This window comes from Pseudomonas sp. Q11 (assembly GCF_024494355.1).
Taxonomy (GTDB): domain Bacteria; phylum Pseudomonadota; class Gammaproteobacteria; order Pseudomonadales; family Pseudomonadaceae; genus Aquipseudomonas; species Aquipseudomonas hefeiensis.
In genome coordinates this window covers 169,439-188,559 of sequence record NZ_JAKNQY010000001.1, presented here as the reverse complement: position 1 = coordinate 188,559, position 19,121 = coordinate 169,439, and the positions used below count along the sequence as shown (strand labels likewise).

General features: G+C 62.0%; 18 protein-coding genes. 6 read left to right on the top strand and 12 right to left on the bottom strand.

Annotated features, from left to right (window positions below):
• Positions 1 to 36 precede the first annotated feature (36 nt).
• Together MA884_RS00795 and MA884_RS00790 are read left to right on the top strand one after the other, a co-directional pair.
• A complete protein-coding gene (locus MA884_RS00795) occupies positions 37 to 1,074 on the top strand; it encodes a hypothetical protein (RefSeq protein ID WP_256228484.1) in 1,038 nt (345 codons plus the stop codon).
• Complete coding sequence (locus MA884_RS00790; RefSeq protein WP_256228483.1) at positions 1,010 to 1,417, top strand: S-type pyocin domain-containing protein; 408 nt, start codon at positions 1,010 to 1,012, stop codon at positions 1,415 to 1,417. Before MA884_RS00795 ends, MA884_RS00790 begins: the two co-directional genes overlap by 65 nt.
• Before the next feature lie 233 nt (positions 1,418 to 1,650).
• Here MA884_RS00790 and MA884_RS00785 read toward each other — a convergent pair whose 3' ends face one another.
• Positions 1,651 to 2,676, bottom strand: coding sequence for a DMT family transporter (locus tag MA884_RS00785; RefSeq protein WP_256228755.1), 1,026 nt, complete (start codon positions 2,674 to 2,676; stop codon positions 1,651 to 1,653).
• Here MA884_RS00785 and MA884_RS00780 point away from each other — a divergent pair.
• The 3 genes from MA884_RS00780 to MA884_RS00770 all read left to right on the top strand — a co-directional run bounded on the left by MA884_RS00780 (position 2,671) and on the right by MA884_RS00770 (position 5,335).
• Positions 2,671 to 3,234 carry an XRE family transcriptional regulator gene (locus tag MA884_RS00780; protein ID WP_256228482.1) on the top strand — a complete coding sequence of 188 codons (564 nt, stop codon included), beginning with the start codon at positions 2,671 to 2,673 and terminating at the stop codon, positions 3,232 to 3,234. The two genes, MA884_RS00785 and MA884_RS00780, sit on opposite strands and share 6 nt — an antisense overlap.
• A gap of 142 nt (positions 3,235 to 3,376) precedes the next feature.
• The gene (locus tag MA884_RS00775; RefSeq protein WP_256228481.1) at positions 3,377 to 3,745 is read left to right on the top strand and encodes a hypothetical protein; all 369 of its coding nucleotides are present in this window, start codon (positions 3,377 to 3,379) and stop codon (positions 3,743 to 3,745) included.
• A gap of 150 nt (positions 3,746 to 3,895) precedes the next feature.
• On the top strand, positions 3,896 to 5,335 hold the full coding sequence (locus tag MA884_RS00770; RefSeq protein WP_256228480.1) for an FAD/NAD(P)-binding protein: 1,440 nt from the start codon (positions 3,896 to 3,898) through the stop codon (positions 5,333 to 5,335).
• A 144-nt stretch (positions 5,336 to 5,479) separates the two neighbouring features.
• Here MA884_RS00770 and MA884_RS00765 read toward each other — a convergent pair whose 3' ends face one another.
• The 3 genes from MA884_RS00765 to MA884_RS00755 form a co-directional block, all read right to left on the bottom strand.
• A complete protein-coding gene (locus MA884_RS00765; RefSeq protein ID WP_256228479.1) occupies positions 5,480 to 6,595 on the bottom strand; it encodes a Gfo/Idh/MocA family protein in 1,116 nt (371 codons plus the stop codon).
• 211 nt (positions 6,596 to 6,806) lie between these two features.
• Positions 6,807 to 7,574 (bottom strand): SDR family oxidoreductase, encoded by a 768-nt coding sequence (locus MA884_RS00760; RefSeq protein ID WP_256228478.1) that lies wholly within the window; start codon positions 7,572 to 7,574, stop codon positions 6,807 to 6,809.
• A 24-nt stretch (positions 7,575 to 7,598) separates the two neighbouring features.
• Positions 7,599 to 8,666 carry a phosphotransferase family protein gene (locus tag MA884_RS00755; protein ID WP_256228477.1) on the bottom strand — a complete coding sequence of 356 codons (1,068 nt, stop codon included), beginning with the start codon at positions 8,664 to 8,666 and terminating at the stop codon, positions 7,599 to 7,601.
• A 179-nt stretch (positions 8,667 to 8,845) separates the two neighbouring features.
• On the opposite strand from MA884_RS00755, the gene MA884_RS00750 reads away from it, so the two are divergent.
• Positions 8,846 to 9,241 (top strand): DUF4280 domain-containing protein, encoded by a 396-nt coding sequence (locus tag MA884_RS00750; protein ID WP_256228475.1) that lies wholly within the window; start codon positions 8,846 to 8,848, stop codon positions 9,239 to 9,241.
• A 144-nt stretch (positions 9,242 to 9,385) separates the two neighbouring features.
• Here the strand turns inward: MA884_RS00750 and MA884_RS00745 are convergent, their stop codons facing one another.
• Genes MA884_RS00745 through MA884_RS00710 form a run of 8 tightly spaced genes read right to left on the bottom strand, consistent with a single transcriptional unit; the run spans position 9,386 to position 18,940 of the window.
• Positions 9,386 to 9,928, bottom strand: coding sequence for a toxin-antitoxin system YwqK family antitoxin (locus MA884_RS00745; RefSeq protein ID WP_256228474.1), 543 nt, complete (start codon positions 9,926 to 9,928; stop codon positions 9,386 to 9,388).
• A 13-nt stretch (positions 9,929 to 9,941) separates the two neighbouring features.
• Positions 9,942 to 11,951 carry a type VI secretion system tip protein TssI/VgrG gene (tssI, locus tag MA884_RS00740; RefSeq protein ID WP_256228473.1) on the bottom strand — a complete coding sequence of 670 codons (2,010 nt, stop codon included), beginning with the start codon at positions 11,949 to 11,951 and terminating at the stop codon, positions 9,942 to 9,944.
• 43 nt (positions 11,952 to 11,994) lie between these two features.
• Positions 11,995 to 12,663, bottom strand: coding sequence for an endonuclease/exonuclease/phosphatase family protein (locus MA884_RS00735; protein WP_256228472.1), 669 nt, complete (start codon positions 12,661 to 12,663; stop codon positions 11,995 to 11,997).
• A 14-nt stretch (positions 12,664 to 12,677) separates the two neighbouring features.
• The gene (gene tssH / locus MA884_RS00730) at positions 12,678 to 15,221 is read right to left on the bottom strand and encodes a type VI secretion system ATPase TssH (protein WP_256228471.1); all 2,544 of its coding nucleotides are present in this window, start codon (positions 15,219 to 15,221) and stop codon (positions 12,678 to 12,680) included.
• 1 nt (position 15,222) lies between these two features.
• Entirely contained in the window at positions 15,223 to 16,248 is a 1,026-nt protein-coding gene (gene tssG, locus MA884_RS00725; RefSeq protein WP_256228470.1) for a type VI secretion system baseplate subunit TssG, read from the bottom strand.
• Positions 16,212 to 18,002 (bottom strand): type VI secretion system baseplate subunit TssF, encoded by a 1,791-nt coding sequence (gene tssF / locus MA884_RS00720; protein ID WP_256228469.1) that lies wholly within the window; start codon positions 18,000 to 18,002, stop codon positions 16,212 to 16,214. Before tssF ends, tssG begins: the two co-directional genes overlap by 37 nt.
• Positions 17,986 to 18,429, bottom strand: a complete 444-nt coding sequence (tssE, locus tag MA884_RS00715; RefSeq protein WP_256228468.1) for a type VI secretion system baseplate subunit TssE — start codon at positions 18,427 to 18,429, stop codon at positions 17,986 to 17,988. Before tssE ends, tssF begins: the two co-directional genes overlap by 17 nt.
• A 13-nt stretch (positions 18,430 to 18,442) precedes the next feature.
• The gene (locus MA884_RS00710; protein WP_256228467.1) at positions 18,443 to 18,940 is read right to left on the bottom strand and encodes an Hcp family type VI secretion system effector; all 498 of its coding nucleotides are present in this window, start codon (positions 18,938 to 18,940) and stop codon (positions 18,443 to 18,445) included.
• Positions 18,941 to 19,121: the final 181 nt, after the last annotated feature.

Below are 19,121 nucleotides of genomic sequence, written 5' to 3'. Positions count from 1 at the left end.
AGGCAAAGGCAGACGCGGAAGGCCAAGGCCACCGCCATGGCCCAGGAGCAAGCGCGTCTCCAGGCACGGCAACAAGCGCTGGCGACAATGGTCCAGCGATACACCAATACCCGGGCCGAGGTGGATCGGAACTTCGCGGGCAAAAGGCAGCAACTCGACGCATCTCTTCAAAAGGACATCGCCGCCGCAAAACGGCCCCCCGTTTCGAACTCGACCGAACGCTGGCAGCTTTACACCATCACCAAAGAGAAAAACGAGATCGACGGGCTGATCGCCCGAAAAACCACGGAACTCAACGCCAAGAACAGCGCCGCCCGTGTCTTCGACGGACAGGATCCGCTCACCCGTTCGGCGAGCGACTACCGCACGCGACTGGCTCAATTCGGCGCCGCGCTTGAAGAAGGTCATCGACTCTGGGAGCAGGCTTATAGCGCTGCCCAAGAGGCGCAATTACTGTCCGCGCAGATCAAGGTCCTGACCGAAAAATCCAACGCGCTAGCCAGGCACCATGCCGAACAGACGGTGGTGTGGCGTGAACGGGAAGCCGTCTGGGAGCGCCAGCGTCAGTATGCCGAGCAGCGGGCGGAGCGCATTCGCTTCAAACAGCAGGTTGACGAAAGCGTCCGGCTGGAGAAATTCAGGCAAGCCCATACCGTGAGCGTACCCGCGCCTTCGATGACTGCGGGCGGGATGGTATTGACCCGGGACGCGGTGTTTGTCGGCCAGCAAGCCGCAACGGTGTTGGAACAGGCCGTCGCCGCTTCCGTCGAAACGCTCAAGGACTACGGACGGATCCTGGCCAGAACGGGCCCGGTCTTCGTCACGGCGATGGTCTACTCGCCGGAGTTGGGCAACGGCGAACTGACACCAGAACAACGCAGCCGCCTGTTCCAGGGTGTCGGCTTACCGGCACAAGCGCTAGGTCTCACCGACGGACCCGCGCTGCAATCGGTTGCCGAGGCAGCAGGCCCTCGCCGCGCTGCTGGGCGAGGTGGCGTTGCCGTTGCGAATGAGCACTGCAACGACCGCGACAAGACCCGGCAGCCGTTTCAGGGGCCTGAAAGAAATACGTGAACTGTTTCAGATCTACATCACCCCTGCCATGGGTGTGTTGCCGTCCAAGGTGCGCGTAAGGCTGGCGGTTTGGGATGAAGTTAGACGGGTTTTTCGCTTGACCACGGACGGCCCGCAAGCCCGAGTGATTGAATGGACCCGTGCGGATAGCTTGGAGGCGCCTATTGCGTCCGAGCAAAATCGACTCGATTCTGCCGGTTTCATTCACGCTTCGCCGGTATCGACATTGGAAACTTTTGAATCCGTCGAAGAGGTTCGATTCGATGATTATGTCGTGGTGTTTCCCCAGGATTCGGGATTGGAGCCGGTCTATGTTGTGTTCAACGACCGTCGAAGCGAGTGATTGAAGGCACTTGGGTAATGCCTGTCAGGAGATAACGCGCCATACATATAACCCGCCATACATATAACCCGTGGCGAGGGAGCTTGCTCCCGCTGGGCTTGTGTAGGAGCTGCCGAAGGCTGCGATCTTTTGATCTTTCGCTTGTGATTCAAGTGTCTGGGGAAAGATCGCAGCCTCGTTGCACTCGTCAGCTCCTACACAGCTCCTACACGGCTTCTAAGCTTCTACCGCCCTCACTGCTCGCGTTCAAGCCCCTCATCCACCTCGACGCTACCTTTGCCCCGGGTCTTCAGCTCACTGACAATCACCGCTGCCACGATCAGTGCCGCGCCGAACAAGGCAATTGCTGGCAGTCGTTCGCCCGCCAGGCGTCCGGCGATGCCGGCCCACACCGGTTCGCCGGCATAGATCAGTGTGGCGCGGGTCGGCGAGACGCTTTTCTGTGCCCAGTTCATCGCCACCTGGATCGCCGCGCTGGCCGCCCCCAGGCCTACGGCGCTGACCAGCAACAGCCAGGAAAAGTCCGGAATTCTTTCCTGGGTGGGCACCACCATCAAAAATGCCAGCACCGCCGTACTTGCCAGTTGCACCACGGTTACCCGGCGCACATCGACCTGACCGGCATAGGCGCTGATCAGGATGATTTCGGCGGCAATGGCGATGGCACTGATCAGCGTGGCGATTTCACCGGGGCTGAAATTCAACGATGCTCCGGCCGGGCCCGACACCAGCATCAACCCGGTGAACGCCAGCATGATGCCGAGGCTGGGCATCAAGCCGGGCCGACGGCCCAGCACCAGCCACTGCAACAGCGGCACGAACGGCACGTACAGCGCGGTAATGAACGCCGACTGGCTGCTGGGAATGGTCTGCAGGCCGACGGTCTGCAAGCCATAGCCGAGCATGATCGCCACGCCGATGAAGCACCCGGCCTTGAGTTCGAACAGGGTCAGGTCGCGCAGCTGCCGCCAGGAAAACAGCGCGACAAACGCTGCTGCGGCGGCAAAGCGCAGGCCCACGAAAAACATCGGCCCGCTGACCGTCATGGCGTGTTGTACCAGCAAGAAAGTTCCGCCCCAGATCATGGTGATCAGCACCAGCACGCATTCGGCCTTGCTGAACCTTGAGAAACGGGAGGAAGCTTGAGGGGAGTTCACCGATGCCATGACCTTGCGCGCCACTTGAGGCGGACGCACAATGCGCCCGAAGAAGGTGGGCAGTATAATGCGCAACCCCAGCAGATGAGCAATATAGTGCACAAAGAAAACGGTCAACGGGCATCCGTCCTGCAACACGTCAGCCAGAACGTCCGCCGCCTGCGGCACGCCGCACAGCTCAGCCAGACAACCCTGGCCGAACTGTCCGGGGTCAGCCGGCGCATGTTGGTGGCCATCGAGGCCGGCGAAAAGAATGTCAGCCTGACCACCCTTGACCGTGTCGCCGAAGCCCTCGACGTGGCCTTCAGCGACCTGATCCAGGCCCCCGATGCCCGCGACCCGAGTCGCATCAACGAACTGGCCTGGGCCGGGACCATCCCCGGCAGCAAAGCCGTTTTGCTCGCCAAGGCCACCGCCAGCCGCGAAGTCGAACTCTGGGAATGGCGCCTGGAGCCCGGTGAGCATTACCCCTCCGAACCTGATGCCGATGGCTGGAGCGAGCAGCTCTATGTATTCGAGGGCTGCCTGACCCTGACGCTGGGCAGCGAAGAGCACCAGATCGGCGCCGGTGAGTTTTTCATGTTCGCCAGCAACCAGCCCCATGCCTATCGCAACGATGGTTTGGTGGCAGCGCGGTTTGTACGCAATGTGGTGATTTGACGCTTATGGATGCTGACTATTTATACACCTGTCAGATCTGTCAGTAGTTCTGTTTTGGTTGGGAGTGTAGTGTCTGGAACGCTCTGGGGCGCTTTCAAACCAGCCCGTTTATATACCTGGCCAAAGCTTGGAGGTGTCTGTGATGGATACTAAAAGTGACGCTTCGTTTTATCCAGTCGATGTGCGATTGCCGCGAGCCGTTATCGAACCCGCCACTGATGGAGAGCTTGCTTATGATTTTTTTAAAGATTTCACCGTGAAGGTGCCTATTCTTCCAAGTGTCGAATTAGGTGAAGGACTATGGGTTTATATACGTCTGGAAGGGGCAGGCTCGCTATTTCTTCCAAAGACAGTTGACCAGCAAATGCTGGACAATGGCATGTTGATTTCGCACCAAAAATGGTATTTCCCAGAGCGCATTACAGAGGTATCGCTGCGGTATGAATTCAGGCGCCTGAACGGCGATATATTTGATGCGCGGCGTCGGATATATGCCGTCTTGCAACCGTAGAAGGCGGGCTTTGCTCAACATTTCGATCAGCTTCCATAACAGCAGGCAAAACAGTAAGGTAGCGCTCGTCTCATCGAAGATCCTCACCGGAACCCTAGGCTTGAGGACCAGCAACCGATAGGTGCTGTCTGTTTTATATGGAAGCGTTCAATGGAAAACAATCCGACCCTGGGAGCGCCGCGTCACGCTGATATCCTTATCATCGGCGGCGGCCTGAGCGGTGCCATGTTGGCGGCACAATTGCTGCGCCTGCCGGGCCGGCGCGAGGTATTGATCGTCGAGCCGCGCAGCGAGCTGGGTCGGGGTGAGGCCTACAGCGCCGTGGAGCTGGGCCACACCTTGAACGGCAATGCCGCGCGTATGAGCGTCGATCCGGACAACGCCGATGACCTGACCCAATGGCTCGCTGAATTCATCGAGGCTGGTGGCTGGCCCGAGTCGGATCAGCAGCATGTACCGGTCAGCGAGCTGTTCCCACCCCGGGGGATATTCGGCCTCTATGTGCAGCAACGCCTTGCCGAGGCTCGTGAGTTGGGCGCACAAAACGGTTCGACCGCCGAGCACGTGCGCGGGGAGGCCGTGGACCTGCAGCTTGCCGACGATGCCGTGGTGCTGACGTTGGATGACGGCCAAATCTTGCGTGGCCGTTTCGCGGTGCTGGCCACCGGCATGTTCCCGGCGGCGCGCACTCCGCAAACCGAATCCAGCGGCTTGAATGCCGAGGCCCTGGATCCTTGGGATGTGGCTGCGATGCGCCAGCTCGACCCGCACTCAACGGTGCTGATCATCGGCTCGGGGCTGACCATGGTCGATGCCGTCGTGTCGCTGGAACAGGCCGGGCATCGCGGACCGATCGAAGTGTTTTCCCGCCACGGCCTGCTGCCCCATGTGCGCCGCCAACCGCCTGAGTGGGTGGACTTTCTCGCCGACGATCACAGTCTCCGCTCGCCACGCCAATTGATGCGGGCCTTGCGTGAGCAATGCCGCCAGGCCCACGCCCTAGGGATCGATTGGCAAGCGCCGCTGGACACCGTTCGGGCACACATCGGGCGCTTGTGGAACCAGGCAAGTGATGTGCAGCGCCGGCAGTTCGTGCGACATGTGCGGCCGTGGTGGGAGAGTCATCATCATCGTTCCCCACCCTTGAGCGCCGAGCTGGTGGCGCGGCTGCACGAGGAAGGGCGGTTGCGGATCCAGGCGGCGTCGTTCAAAGGGCTGGCGTCGTCTGCCGAGGGAACGGTGAACATCCGCATTCGCCGGCGAGGCGAGTCGGATCTGACGGTGGTGCAGGGCGCTGCACTGATCAACTCCAGTGGCATTGAGTATGACTGGCGTCGTGTGGCGCGGCCGTTGCCTCAACAACTGCTGGCTCGTGGATTGGTCCAGCCCGGCCCGTTGGCCCTGGGCGTCGCCGCCCATGCCGATGGCGCAGTGCTGGATGCCCGGGGCGATCCCGCCAGTCGTCTGTTCGCCATGGGACCACCGTTGCGCGGAATGTGGTGGGAAAGCACCGCAGTGACCGATGTGGCGAGCCAGGCCAAGGCGCTGGCAGCGCGTTTGGTTGAACTGCAAACCCAAGATTGGGATTGAATGAGGTCCCAGGTAGGAGCAAAGCTTGCTCGCGATGAGCGATAGCGCTTGCTCAGCGGACGAGGGACCGGCATCGCGGGCAAGCCTTGCTCCCACAGAAACCCCTTCGCCACAAGGGTTTTCATACAGTGAGAAAGTGAGTAGTTATAGCCCACCGACCTCCACCCAACGCTCCTCCCGCGCGGCGATGCGAATCGCCGCCGCCAGCCGCTCCACCTCCCAGGCCTCGTCGAAATCCGTCCCGCCGGCGCCCTGGCCGGCGAGGGCCATGACCAGTTCCTGGACCTCCAGGGTCTTCAATTCGTTGTACCCCAACTGATGCCCGGCCGCTGGACTGAACGCGGCATAGCCTGGCAGATCCGGGCCGGCCAGCAGACGTTGGAAGCCCCCATGGCCGAGGCGGCACACGCGCAGTTCATTCAGTCGTTCCTGATCGAACGCCAGGGTGCCGAGCGTGCCGCTGATCTCTAAGCTCAGGTGGTTCTTGTAGCCGTGCTTGAGCCAACTGCTGCTGACCGTACCTCGGGCGCCGTTGGCAAAGCGCAGCAGGGCGTGGACCTGGTCATCCACGGCGATGGCGCGTTGTTCAGTGTTGCCGGCGCTGGCGGGACGCTGGCTGTGTACGGTCTGGCTGTCGGCGCACACAGCCGCGACATCGCCCAATAAATGACGGGCCATGGCCAGCAAATGACTGCCCAGATCCGCCAGTGCGCCGCCAGCGTGGGCGGCTTCGCAGCGCCATGACCACGGTGAGGTCGGGTCGGCCATGAAGTCTTCGCTGAACTCGCCCTGGAAACTGATGATCTGCCCCAGCTCGCCGCGTTGGATCATGTCCCGCGCCCGTTGGATAATCGGGTTGTGCTGGTAGTTGTAGCCGACCCGCGTCACCACCCCGGCGGCCTTGGCTGCCTGGCGCATCTGTCCGGCCTGCTCCAGGGACACCGCCAGGGGCTTTTCACAATAGACCGGCTTGCCCGCCGCCAGCGCCGCCATGGCCATCGGAAAGTGCAGGTGGTTGGGGGTGGTGATGGCGACCAGGTGAACCTTCGGGTCGTCGATCAGCCGCTGCCAGTCGCTGTGGGCCGTCTCGAACCCCCAGTTCTGGGCGCACTGCCGGGCACGCTGGGGATCGGCATCGGCCAGGGCCGCCAGTTTCAGGTTCAGGGGGAGGTCGAACACCGCCTTGGCATTGTGGAATGCCAAGGCATGGGCACGACCCATGAAGCCGGTGCCAATCAGACCGATGCCGAGTTCGTGCATGAGGAAGAGCCCTTTGAGTTTTTATTTTCAGAAGGGCTCTTTATGGAATAAATATTCGCATATTGCAATATTGGAATAAATATTCATTTTCTGGCGGTCACTGCACCATCCCTGTGGGAGCGAGCCTGCTCGCGATGACGTTGGATCTGCCAGTATTGATGTCACTGATCCACCGCTATCGCGAGCAGGCTCGCTCCCACAGGGAACATCATCAGGACAGGAAACCCCCATCCACATTCAGCGCCACACCCGTGGTATAGCTCGATGCATCACTGGCCAGGTACAGCACCGCGCCGGCCATTTCGCTTGGATCGGCCACGCGCTTGAGCGGGATCTGCGCCAGGGCGGTTTTCAGGATCGCTTCGTTCTTGACCAGCGCCGAGGCGAACTTGGTGTCGGTCAGGCCCGGCAGCAAGGCATTGCAGCGGATGCCGAATTGCGCGCATTCCTTGGCGAACACCTTGGTCATGTTGATCACCGCGGCCTTGGTCACCGAATAGATGCCCTGGAAGATCCCCGGCGAGATGCCGTTGATCGACGCCACGTTGATGATGCTGCCGCCACCGTTCTCGCGCATCAGCTTGCCGGCTTCGACCGACATGAAGAAATAGCCGCGAATGTTCACGTCGACGGTTTTCTGGAACGCCCCCAGGTCAGTGTCCAGTACGTTACAGAACTGCGGGTTGGTGGCGGCGTTGTTCACCAGGATGTCCAGGCGCCCGAACTGCTCGCGGATACCGGCGAATACCTGGCTGATCTGTTCCATTTCACCAATGTGGCAGGCGATGGCGGTCGCTTTGCCGCCAGCGGCGATGATGGCGTCGGCCACGTGCTGGCAACCCTCGAGTTTGCGGCTCGAGACGATCACATGGGCGCCTTGCTGGGCCAGCAGTTTGGCGATTGCTTCGCCGATGCCACGGCTGGCGCCGGAAACGAAAGCGATTTTACCGTCGAGGTCGAACAACTGAGTCTTGGACATGCTGTTTCCTTGTTATAGATGCGCTCAGAGCGTGGATTTGCTGATGACCTGCAGGCTCATCTGCTCCAGCAGTTTGTTCATCTGAACGAACTGCGCGAAGCGTTTGTCCTGGGTCTGGCCATGGAAGAAGCGGTAGTAGATCTGCTGGACGATGCCGGCGAGGCGGAACAGGCCGTAGGTGTAATAGAAGTCGAAGTTGTCGATGCGGATCCCGGCGCGTTCAGCGTAGTAATCGACGAACTCGCGACGGGTCAGCATGCCCGGTGCATGGCTCGGTTGGCGGCGCATCAGTTGCACCGGTGCCGGGTCGCCGGCTTCGATCCAGTAGGCGAGGCTGTTGCCCAGATCCATCAGCGGGTCGCCAATGGTGGTCAGTTCCCAGTCCAGCACGCCGATGATCTGCATCGGGTTCTCTGGGTCGAGGATCACGTTGTCGAAGCGGTAGTCGTTATGGACGATGCTGGAGGTAGGGTGGTCGGCAGGCATCTTCTCGTTGAGCCAGGCCTTGACCGCCTCCCATTTCGGCGCGTCCGGGGTCAGGGCTTTTTCGTAACGGTCGCTCCAGCCACGGATCTGCCGGGCCACGTAACCTTCGGGTTTGCCCAGGTCGGCCAGGCCGCAGGCCTTGTAGTCGACCTGGTGCAGTTCGACGAGCCGGTCGATGAAACTCTTGCACAGGGCTTCGGTACGGGCAGCGTCGAAACCCAGTTCCGGCGGCAGGTCGGAGCGCAGGATGATGCCCTTGAGCCGTTCCATCACGTAGAACTCGGCGCCCATCACCGACTCGTCGGTGCAGTGCACATAGGCTTTCGGGCAATACGGAAAACCTTCGCGCAATTGATTGAGGATGCGGAACTCACGCCCCATGTCGTGGGCGGACTTGGCTTTATGGCCGAACGGCGGACGCCGCAGGACGAATTCCTGTTCAGGGTATTCCAGCAGGTAAGTCAGGTTCGAAGCGCCACCGGGAAACTGGCTGATCTGCGGCGTACCGGTGAGGCCTGGAATGTGGGCCTTGAGGTACGGGTCGATCAGACTGGCATCGAGTTCTTCACCGTCGCGGACACGGGTGGACTGATCAGTAAACGCCATGCTTATCCCTTCTGCTTATTTTGGAGGCCATCGATCATTGGCTAATCTAATGGCAGGTGAGAGGCGTCACAAGCACGCCAGGGTCTTATAGGTTAGCGTGTTGCAGGATAATCAGCGGGCCTGATCCGGGTGGATGAGCTATGGTTTCAGCGTCTGTCGCTTTTCAGGGAGCCATCGCGATGGGATGCCCGCAAGTCTGTGGCACCGCAACCTTGCAGTGCAGTTTCGGCGCCGCCCCGGCGGTGCTCAATGTGCTGCCGGTCAATCGGCTGCTGACCGGCGGGATGCCGGCGGCGAATATCATGGATCACATTCCCCTGGTGAACATCACCACGTTTGGCATGTGCATGAGCCTGGCGAACCCGACTGTGGCCGCCGCCACCGCTGCGGCACTCGGTGTGCTGACCCCCATGCCCTGCATCCCGGCCACCGCCGCTCCCTGGATTCCCGGCGGCGCCCCGACCCTGTTGCTGGGCAACATGCCGGCCATCGATGCCAACAGCACCCTGATGTGCACCTGGGCCGGGGTGATCAAGATCATTGTGCCAGGGCAGGTGCAGATGCTCATTCCCTGATTGGTGCGGACCTACAGGTATGGATGATTGCCTGTGGGAGCGAGCCTGCTCGCGATAGCGGTGGGTCAGTTGGTGGAGATGTTGGCTGTGCCACCGTCATCGCGAGCAGGCTCGCTCCCACAAGGGTAAGGGGAAAGATAATAATTATGCTTGCGCCGGATCATTCCAGCGCCTGAACCACCAGCGCACCCTGGAGATCGGCTTGCCGTCGGCGTCCAGTGGCCGGCCGTCTTCGGCGTAGGCGTGTGCCGGTTCCAGCAGTTGGCCGTTGAGGTAGCGGGCGTCGACGGCGGGCTTGCCATTGGGGTGCATGCGTCGATAACGACCGTCACGTACACCCTCACGATAGAACTCGGCCTCGGCCAGTTGCCCGTCGGGGAAATAGTTGTTCGCTTCACCGTGCAGCAACCCACACCGATAAGTGGCCTGGCGCTGCAGCCCGCCTTCGGCGGCGTAAAAGCTCGCAACGCCCTGCAGTTTGCCTTTGACGAAGGGCAACACCGCCGAGACTTTACCGTTGGGGTGATACAGCGTGCTGGTGCCTTGCAGTTCACCCCGTTGATAGTTGAGTTTCGCTTGCGGACGCTGGGCTTCATCAATCTGCAATTGGCCGTCGAGGTGGCCGTCGACCAGTAGCCCGCTCAGGTGACTGTCGTCACGCTCCACGTCGAGTCTTTTCGAGGTCATCGGGGCACTCCTGTCAGTTGACCTTCACCAGGCCGCCCTTGATGGTCAGCATGCCGCCGCCGTCCACGGTCTGTTCGGCGGCGGCCTTGTTCACCAGGCTGATGCCGGCGTCATTGGTCAAGGTCGTGCCGGCCTTGTTTTCCAATGACGTACCTGCCTGGTTGCTCAGGGCGGTTCCAGCCTTCTGGCTGATGGACGTGCTGGCCTGGGCCGCCAGGTCCGCACCGCTCTTGATCGCGAAGCTACCGCCGCTTTGCAAGGTCAGGGTGCCACTGACCTTGATGGTCAGGTTGCCGTCCACCGTCAGTTCATAGTTACCGCTGACCTTGTGCGCGTAGTTGCCGCCGGTGCTGTGGTTCTGGTCCGAACCTACGGTGACGGTGCGGGTGTCCTTGACATCGAGGCTGTCGCTGCCGGTCTGGATGGTCACGCTGCGTTTGCCTTTTTCCAGGGTGACGGTTTCGTTGCCTTCCTTGACCGTGCGAGTGCGAGCGTTCTGCACCGTGAGGGTTTCATCATGACCGACCGTGGCGGTGGTGTCGTTGAGCACGTTGATGTTGAAGTCTTTCTGGGACTGGAGAAAAACCTCCTCGGCGTCCTTCTTGTCCTCGAAGCGCAATTCGTTGAAGCCGCCGCCGCCCTTGGACGAGTTGGTCTTGATCCCGGACTGGGTCTGGTTGGCCGGCAGCGCGTAGGGCAGGGCGTTGTCACCGTTGTAGACGCAGCCGGTCACCAAGGGCCGGTCGGGGTCGCCGTCGATGAAGGTGACGATGACCTCCTGGCCGATGCGCGGCACGAACTGGATGCCAAAACCCTTGCCGCTCCAGGGCAATACCACACGAACCCAGCAGGATGAGGTTTCGTCGTTCTTGCCGGTACGGTCCCAGGGGAACTGCAACTTGATGCGCCCGTATTCGTCGGTCCAGATTTCTTCGCCGGCCTTGCCCACCACCAGCGCGGTCTGGGTGTGCATGCGCGGTTTTTGCGTGGTGCGGGCCGGTCGATAAGTCGTGGACTTGGGAATCGCCTCGAAGCGGTTGCGGTAGCTATCGTGGCTGGCTTCGTGGCTGACCGAGGTCACCACCCAATCGATATTCAGCGTTGGGTCTTCATGGCCGGCGAGGGTGAACCAATACCCCGGCACCAGCCAGCGGCAGTCGCTTTCGCCGACAAAACGCTTCTCCTGACTGCGCAGGCCATCCACCCGCTGCTTGGTCAACGCATCGCCTTGGCCCTTGGCGTCATAGCCGCCCGGATGCTCGTATATCGAACTGGGCCCGGCCACGGCTTCAGCCTGGCTGTAGAGCGATGTCGTTGGCGTGGTGAATTGGTAATCGGTCGCCTGATAGACCCCGGCCACCGCTTGCAGGCACAGTTGGCCTGAGCGGATGCCGTGCAGCTCCCGATCCCCCATTTTCTGCCCGAGATAATTCACCGTCGGGCCATTGGGGATCGGCAAGAACGCATCATTGCTGTCGCCCAATACCAACGTGTGCTTGCCTTGCTCGTGGCTGAAAAACCAGAAAACCCCGTCTTCTTCCATCAACCGCGAGACGAAGGCCAGATCGGTTTCGCCGTATTGCACACAGTATTCGCGTGGGGTGTAGCTGCCAGTCAGCTTGAGCTGAAAGTCGGTGAAGCCATGGGCCTTGAAAATCGTGGTGACGATGTCCGAAGTGGCAAGGTTCTGGAACACCCGGTTGTTGCTCGCCAGGGTCAGCCACCAAAGCCATGGGCGCAGCAAAAGTTGATAGCGTTCGGCGGTAGCGTCGGCGGGGAGCTGACGGATTTCCGCGACCAGACAGTCCAGCGGGCGCAACAATGCATCCTTGTGCAGCGTCGTGGTGACATGGCTGGCGACAGCGCTGGTGAGGGTCAGCGATGGGCCGTCGTTGATACCGTTGAGGATGTGCGAACCCAAGGCATTGAGGCTCTCTTCGCCGGACAGGGATTCAGGGTACAGCGCCGACAGCGTGGCGGCGGTGAGGGAGAGGGTGGTGTTACTGTCGGTGGAGCGGGGCATCAAGCGTCCTCGGCGGGGCGTGGAAAACGGCGACCGTTGTCGTTCAGCTCGTCACATCGAAAAGAATGGGGCGGTGATCAGGTCCGGACATATCGAACACATGGGCCAGTCCGGTGATGTCGACCGGGACGACTTTCACGTCCGCCGAAGCCAGCACCCAGTCGAGAATGCCGCCCTTGCTCTGGGTCTGCTGGCCGTTCCAACACTCATAGGCAAGCCCCGCCGTATCGAGTTGCCCGACGTTTTGATAATCCAGGTTCAGGTCACCCGTTGCGACCCATTTACCGCCCAGGGCCGTGCAGGATTTGAGCTGGCTCTTGGTCACGCCATTCTGGCCGGACTTGAAGTGTGCGAGGAACACGTAGCCGGTATAACCCTTCACGCCGTTGGCTTCCACCGCAATCAGGTCCCTGTTCAGGGTAAACAGGCTGCCCTGGCTGATCACTTGCAATTGCTCAAAGCTCTTGACCATGACGATGTAGGCGTTTGAGTAGCCGCCAGTAAACGCGTAGACACTGTAGTTCTTGTAGATGGCCGCCAGGTTCGAGCGGTAGTTGTCGATTTGTGCCGAATGTATTTCACACAAGAAAACGATGTCCGCATCCCAATAGTTACTGGAGCAACAGTTGTAGAGAAAGATGTCCACCTGGGTTTGCTTTTCCAGGGTGGAAGACTTGCCGTTTTTTTCAACGTTGAAGCTACCGATTCTCATGAGTCCTGTACTCCTTACTCCAGTACCCACTCCGCCAATTTCCCCGTCACCTGCGTCATCAGCACATTCTCGACATCCCGTGCCCCCGCGGCGCTGCATTTGGCCAACACGGCCTTGACGATCCCGGCATCGAACTCGAATTGCTTGCCGGTCGCGGCCTTGTAGCGCCCGCGCAATTTCTCCAGCTTCGCCAGCACGATCCCCTCCAGCGTCGCTTCATCCAGCGGCCGGTACGCCACCACCGTCATGCGCGCCAGAAACGCCGGGCGGAACGCTTGCAGCAGCACCTTGTGCAAGGCTTCGTTGAAGGCGTCGCTGCCCAACTGCGCGGCCGGCGTGTCCATTAGCAGTTCGGCGCCGACGTTGCTGGTGGCGAGCATCACCGTGTTCTTGAAGTCCACCACCAGGCCGGTACCGTCCTCCATCAGGCCTTTGTCGAAGACGTTATAGAAGGCCTCGAGCACATCCGGATGGGCCTTTTCGATTTCATCCAGCAACACCACCGAATAGGGTTTGCGCCGCACCGCTTCGGTGAGCACACCGCCGCTGCCGTAACCGACATAGCCGGGCGGGGCGCCTTTGAGTTGGCTGACGGTGTGGGCTTCCTGGTATTCCGAAAGGTTGATGCTGATCAGGTTGCGTTCGCCGCCATACAGGGCATCGGCCAGGGCGTAGGCGGTTTCGGTCTTGCCCACGCCGGTGGGGCCCACCAGCAGGAATACGCCGACCGGTTTCTGCGGATCGGTCAGGCCGGCGCGATAGGCTTGCAAGCGCTGGGCGATGGTGTTCAACGCGGTGTCCTGGCCCATCACCCGCAGGCTCATGCGCTGACCGAGGGTGCGCACGGCGTGGGCTTCGTCGGCGAGCATCTTGCCTACCGGAATGCCGGTCCAGCCGGCGATCACCGCAGCGACGGTCTTGCTGTCCACCTGTTCGGGCACCAGCGGATCGTCCTGGCGAATGGCATCCAGGCCGGCTTCCAGGCGCAGCAGTTCGGCGGCCAGGTGGTCGATGCGGTTATCGATCTCGGTGTCGGGCTTTTCACCGTCGGCGCGCTCGCTCAACGCCAGCAGTTCGCGGCGGGTGTCGAGCAGTTCGCGCACCGCTTCGCGCTCTTCGCCCCAGCGCGTCTCCAGCTCGCGGATGGCCTGCACGTTGCCGCCCGACTCTGCTTCCAGCAGGGTGATGCGCTCGCGGTGATCAAGCCCTGTGGCCTGTTCACGCCGCAAGCGTTCGACTTCGTCCTTGAGGCTGTTCTGGCGGTGGCGCAGGCTTTCCAGCGGCGGCGGCACATCGTGTTGGCCAAGGGCGACACGGGCGCAGGCGGTGTCGAGCACGCTGATGGCTTTGTCCGGCAATTGCCGCCCGGAAATGTAGCGGTGGGACAGTTTCACCGCCTCGTGGATGGCCGCGTCCAGCACCTGCACGCCGTGGTGCTGTTCCAGTTTGCTCGCCACGCCACGGAGCATTTCCACGGCGGTGAGTTCGTCCGGTTCTTCGACCTGCACCAGTTGGAAACGACGAGCCAGGGCCGGGTCTTTCTCGAAATATTTTTTGTATTCCAGCCAGGTGGTGGCGGCCAGGGTGCGCAGTTCGCCCCGGGCCAAGGCTGGTTTGAGCAGGTTGGCCGCATCGCTGCCACCTTCGGCGCCGCCGGCACCGATCAGGGTATGGGCTTCGTCGATGAACAGAATGATCGGTTTTTCAGCGCTGCGCACGGCATCGATCACGCCTTTGAGACGCTGTTCGAACTCGCCCTTGACGCCCGCGCCGGCCTGCAACAGGCCCAGATCCAGCACGCGCAACGTGACTTCCTGTAACGACGGGGGCACGTCACCTGCGGCGATGCGCAGGGCCAGGCCTTCCACCACAGCGGTCTTGCCAACACCCGGCGCGCCCACCAGGATCGGGTTGTTCTGCCGACGCCTGAGCAGGATATCGATGCACTGCCGAATCTCACCGTCGCGCCCGACGATGGGGTCGATGCGTCCGTCCCGGGCGTCGGCGGTCAGGTCCTGGGTGTATTGGTCGAGCACCGGATCCTGTTTCTGTGGCATCTCACCGGGCTTTGCCGGGCGTACGCCGCCGACATGTTCCCGAGAGCTTTCGGTCCATTCCAGCAGATGGGCGCGCAAAGCCTCCCGGGGGATGCGCAGCAGCGACGAGGCACTGTTGAGCAACAGACTGCGACGCTCATCACGGTCCAGCAGCGCCAGCAACAACAAGCCGGAACGGATGCTGTCCAGGCCCAGCACGCTGGCTTGCACCACGGCGTCTTCCAGCAGGCCAATGGTTTGCGTCGACAGGGCCGGCGTGCGGGTACTGCCGGATTTGAACAGCTCCAGGGCCTTGTTGATTTCTGCCGTCACTGCGTCGCGCTCCAGGCTGAAGCGCGGCAGCAGGCAGGCGAAGTCACCGCCTTCGATGTCCAGCAGTTCCAATAGCAGGTGCTCGATTTCCACATAGTGATGGCTGCGTTGCAGGCAGCGTTGCGCGGCGCGTTCCAGGGCGCGACGGTTGTCCGGGTTGAGGCGTCCGATCAGGCTGGCCAGTTCCATTTCAGGCGATCTCCGGCTGACGAAGGCGGGTTTCGATCCGTTGTACGGCAAGATTGGGCTGGCGTTGCAGGCCACCGTTCCAGCTCAATCGTGGCGGCGTCTGGCGAACCAGTTGTAATGGTCCGGCGCCACGGATCAGCAGCACCAGGGTGCAATCCAGGTCGGGGCCGAAGTACAAGGCGTAAAGGCTGGCGAGCAACGGATGGGTCTCGCCGGTGGGCAGCAATGTATTGGCCTGGGCCGCGGTTAGCGGGCCGAGGGTCAGGCGCACGCCGGCATGTTCGTCCCAGACCCGGGTGCCGGCCACCGCGCTGCGGCCCAGGCGCAAGTTACTGCCACCGGGGTGTAAGCGGCTGCGGCTAGCCGGCGGGATTTTCCGCCAGCCACCTTCGTAGGCGGTCAGTTCCACCGGCAGCCCGAACTGTTCGCGCACGATTGCCGCGAACCCGGCCAGGGAGCGCCGGCCATCGGCGTACAGCGCGGTACACGCCAGCACGGCAGCATCGGGCGCGGCCTGGCGTTCTTGCAAAGCCTTGGGCAGCAGGCCGGTCAATGCTCGCAGTTGCGCCTGCACGGCGGACGCTGTCGGAGCAGTAAAACCCAGGGCGATGCGGTGTTTGCGCATTACTTTGTAGAGCAAACTGAGCAGGCGATGCTGGAACAGATCGAGAAACTCCGCCGGCGCATGATCGCGCGCCCGGGTCCGTTGTTGCAGCCATTCCTGATAGGCGTAGGGCAGGGGACCGTCGGGGCCGCCGAGGCCAAAGATCGGCGTACTCAGGATTGGCGCCGTGCCGGGCTCCTGCTTCAGGCTTTCGACTTCACTGGCGGCGAACAGCGGTGTCAGCGGTCCGCGCAGGCGCAAGGCTTCTGCGTGGGGCGCGGTGCCGCTGCCCAGGGTTTCGGCCTGGGGTTGTTCACGCTCCAGCACCAGTAACGCCTGAAGCCATTCGAAGCGCTGCGGATCGCGCCGCAAGCGTTGGCTCAGGTTCAGAGCGTCAGGGGTTTGCCGGCTTGGGGTTGCCATGTTTTCACCTCCCTGTCCGATTGAACCAGCACCGTGCGCACGAAGCGATTAGCGGTGGCATAAAGGGAAAAGAATTGTGCGAGCACCCCGGAGAACAACACGGCACTGCTGCCGACGAAGTGTTGCGGGTCCAGTTGCAGGCGCACTTGCAACCCGTTGCGCCACCCGCGCCAGGCGTCTTCGCCGACATGGGCGATGACCCGGTCACAACCCAATTCGAGCACCCCGGCGATTTGTCGACGGGCGCTGGCTTCGTCCCGCAGATTGTGCAATTCGAGCATTTCACGCAGCGCGTCCAACGCCTGGGGACCTTCCACCAGCGACAGGTGGTTGAGGGTCAATTGCGACACCAGCCTCCAGCGCGATTCGCCGTCCAGGCGCGGCATGCTTTGCGGACTGGGCGAGTTGCGCAGGCGGGCCCAGGCCACCGGTCCGGGACGCTCAAAACCCAGGGCGGTGCCGGATGGCAGGCTTTGGGCCAGGTGGCGGTTGGTGCACAGCAACTCCGCGGTGAGGCTATAGTCCCGCGTGTCAGCCAGCGGGTCGAACTGAGTGTCCACCAAGCTGACCATCAAGTCGGTGCCCAGGCGATTGGGGCTCATGCCGCTGACTCGCCGCGCATGCCAGTAACAGGCCTGGTCGTTGCCGTGCTGGCTGCCGTAATAGGCCGGGACTTTGCGCACGCCCTGGCTCGACGTCGCGCGCATGCCGCGGACGCTGTGGATCTCGACGCTGTTTTCCCGATGACTGTCGGCCACCAGGCGGTACTCGCTGCGGGTGCCGTCGGGGCGCAGCGGCTCGGACGTCCTGGGGAACAGGTTGATCACCGGCGCGCAGCCCAGGGCGATGTCGCTGGCCTGGAGCGGCAGGCGGCTGACGGGGGCACGGTCGAACACGATGTACAGGTACAAGGATTGGCTGTCGCTGGTGGCTCCGGCCAGTGGCAGATCGAAAAAGCCGAATTTGTCGGGGAAGGCAAAGTATTCCGCCAGCAGACGCATGCCGGGATGCACACCGTCTTCGTCCGGCAGCAAGGCTTGGTCACTGGCGAAGCCGACGATTTCTGGCAGGCCGGTCAGCGGTTCCGGCACGCTGCCCGGTGGGCCGGCCAGTACCTTAATGGCATGGGCGCCGAGCAGGTCATACAGCCAGGCGTTGATCATCGGTGAGGCAGCCAGATGCACCCGCAGGGCGTCGATCCCCAGCGTCGACCATTGGCTTTCCCCCAGGCAGCGCAGGTTCAGGCGTAAGGCCGAACGCGCCTGGACCACCCCGGTCAGCGCTTGTGCCTCATCGCTGCCCAGCAGCAACGCTTCACTGACTTCGATCGGCCACAGGCGCACGGCGGCGGTGGTGCGAAAATGAATGCTCTGCCCCTTATCGGTGGTGACGAACAAGGGGGTGTCCCGGGGCAGGGGGTAGCCTTCGTTGAGGTTGCCTTTGCTTGGGTCGGGCTCGAACTGCACGATGGCGCAGGACGGCAAAGGGCGCAGGGCCAGGGGGTAAAGCTGTTCGAGCAAGGCATCGCTGAACTCGGCGTAGTCGTCGTCCAGTCTTCGCTGCAAGCGGGCGGCCAGCAGCGCGAAGCCCTCCAGCAGTCGCTCGACATGCGGGTCCGGGCATTCGCCGGGAGACAGTTCCAGGCGCCTGGCGACCTTGGGGTAACGTTCGGCGAACAGGCTCCCGGCATGCCGCAGCCAGGTCAGCTCACGCTGATAATAGTCCAGCAGTTGCGGGTCAATCGAGTCGCTCATGTCGTACCTCAAGGCCGTCACCGGCGGGCTCGATGACAAATGCCACGGGCCATGAATGCTGGTCGTCGCGCAACTCGCCCAATAGCCGTATGTTCAGTTGCTGGGGATGACCCGGCACAGGGTTGACCTGGACCTCGCCCAATCGCAGGCGCGGTTCGAAGTGGTAGATGGCCTGGCGGATCTCGCGGGTCAATTGGCGACGGTCATCACTGCGTTGCTGCTGTAGCGCGGTCCAGTCAGCGATGCCGTAATCCAGGATGCTCGGCGGTTCGGTCAGCGCTTTCGGGCCGCGGCGGGTGTTGAACAGGCGCAGCAGTTCGGCATGCACCGAGTCCTGCAGCGCCTGCCGGTCGAACGCCCGCTCAGGGTCGTGCGCCGGGCTGGCCAGGCGCTCGAACAGGGGAGGGCGAAGCCCGAAGCCAGCCATGGGCGCGGCTTCTTTACTTGGTCATCTTGTTGGCCGCCAGGTCCCACGTCGTGCCCGCCGTGCCTTCCTTGGTGCCGTCGTCTTTCTGCGCGGTGAGCTCCCATTTGATCTTGGTAAAGTTCAGCGACAGGGTTTCCACCGGCTTGCCACCGGTACCGCCACTGACGCTGACGTTGGACAGCACGACGTTGGTCAGGGTGTAGATGATGAAGGGCATGAGCTTGCCGCTGCCTTCGGCGGCGTTGCGGCCGATGGTGATGATGGCTTCGGGGATGGGTTTGCCGGCGCAGCAATATTCGTTGAGGGTGGGGGTGGAACTGTCGACGAATTTGGTCAGGGTGAATTCGCCGATGTGGGGCCGGCCGGAAGTGCGTTCCGAGTTGCTGACGTCGTTGGTGACTTGCATCGCCACGTTGTGGCTGTAGGACATGACTTCGATTTTGTCGGTGAAACCCTCAAGCAGGCTGTCGCCCTTGATGTCGCCGCCGAGGTCGAGAATGATCGCATCCATTGTTTGGAACTCCTGAATATGACGAGATGGGCGGTGCCCAATACCGATCCGTTAAAGACGAAAGCCGAACCTGTGGCGAGGGAGCTTGCTCCCGCTGGACTGCGCAGCAGTCCCAAAAAACAGGGCCGCTTCGCGCCCCAGCGGGAGCAAGCTCCCTCGCCACATAGCCACATAGCCACAT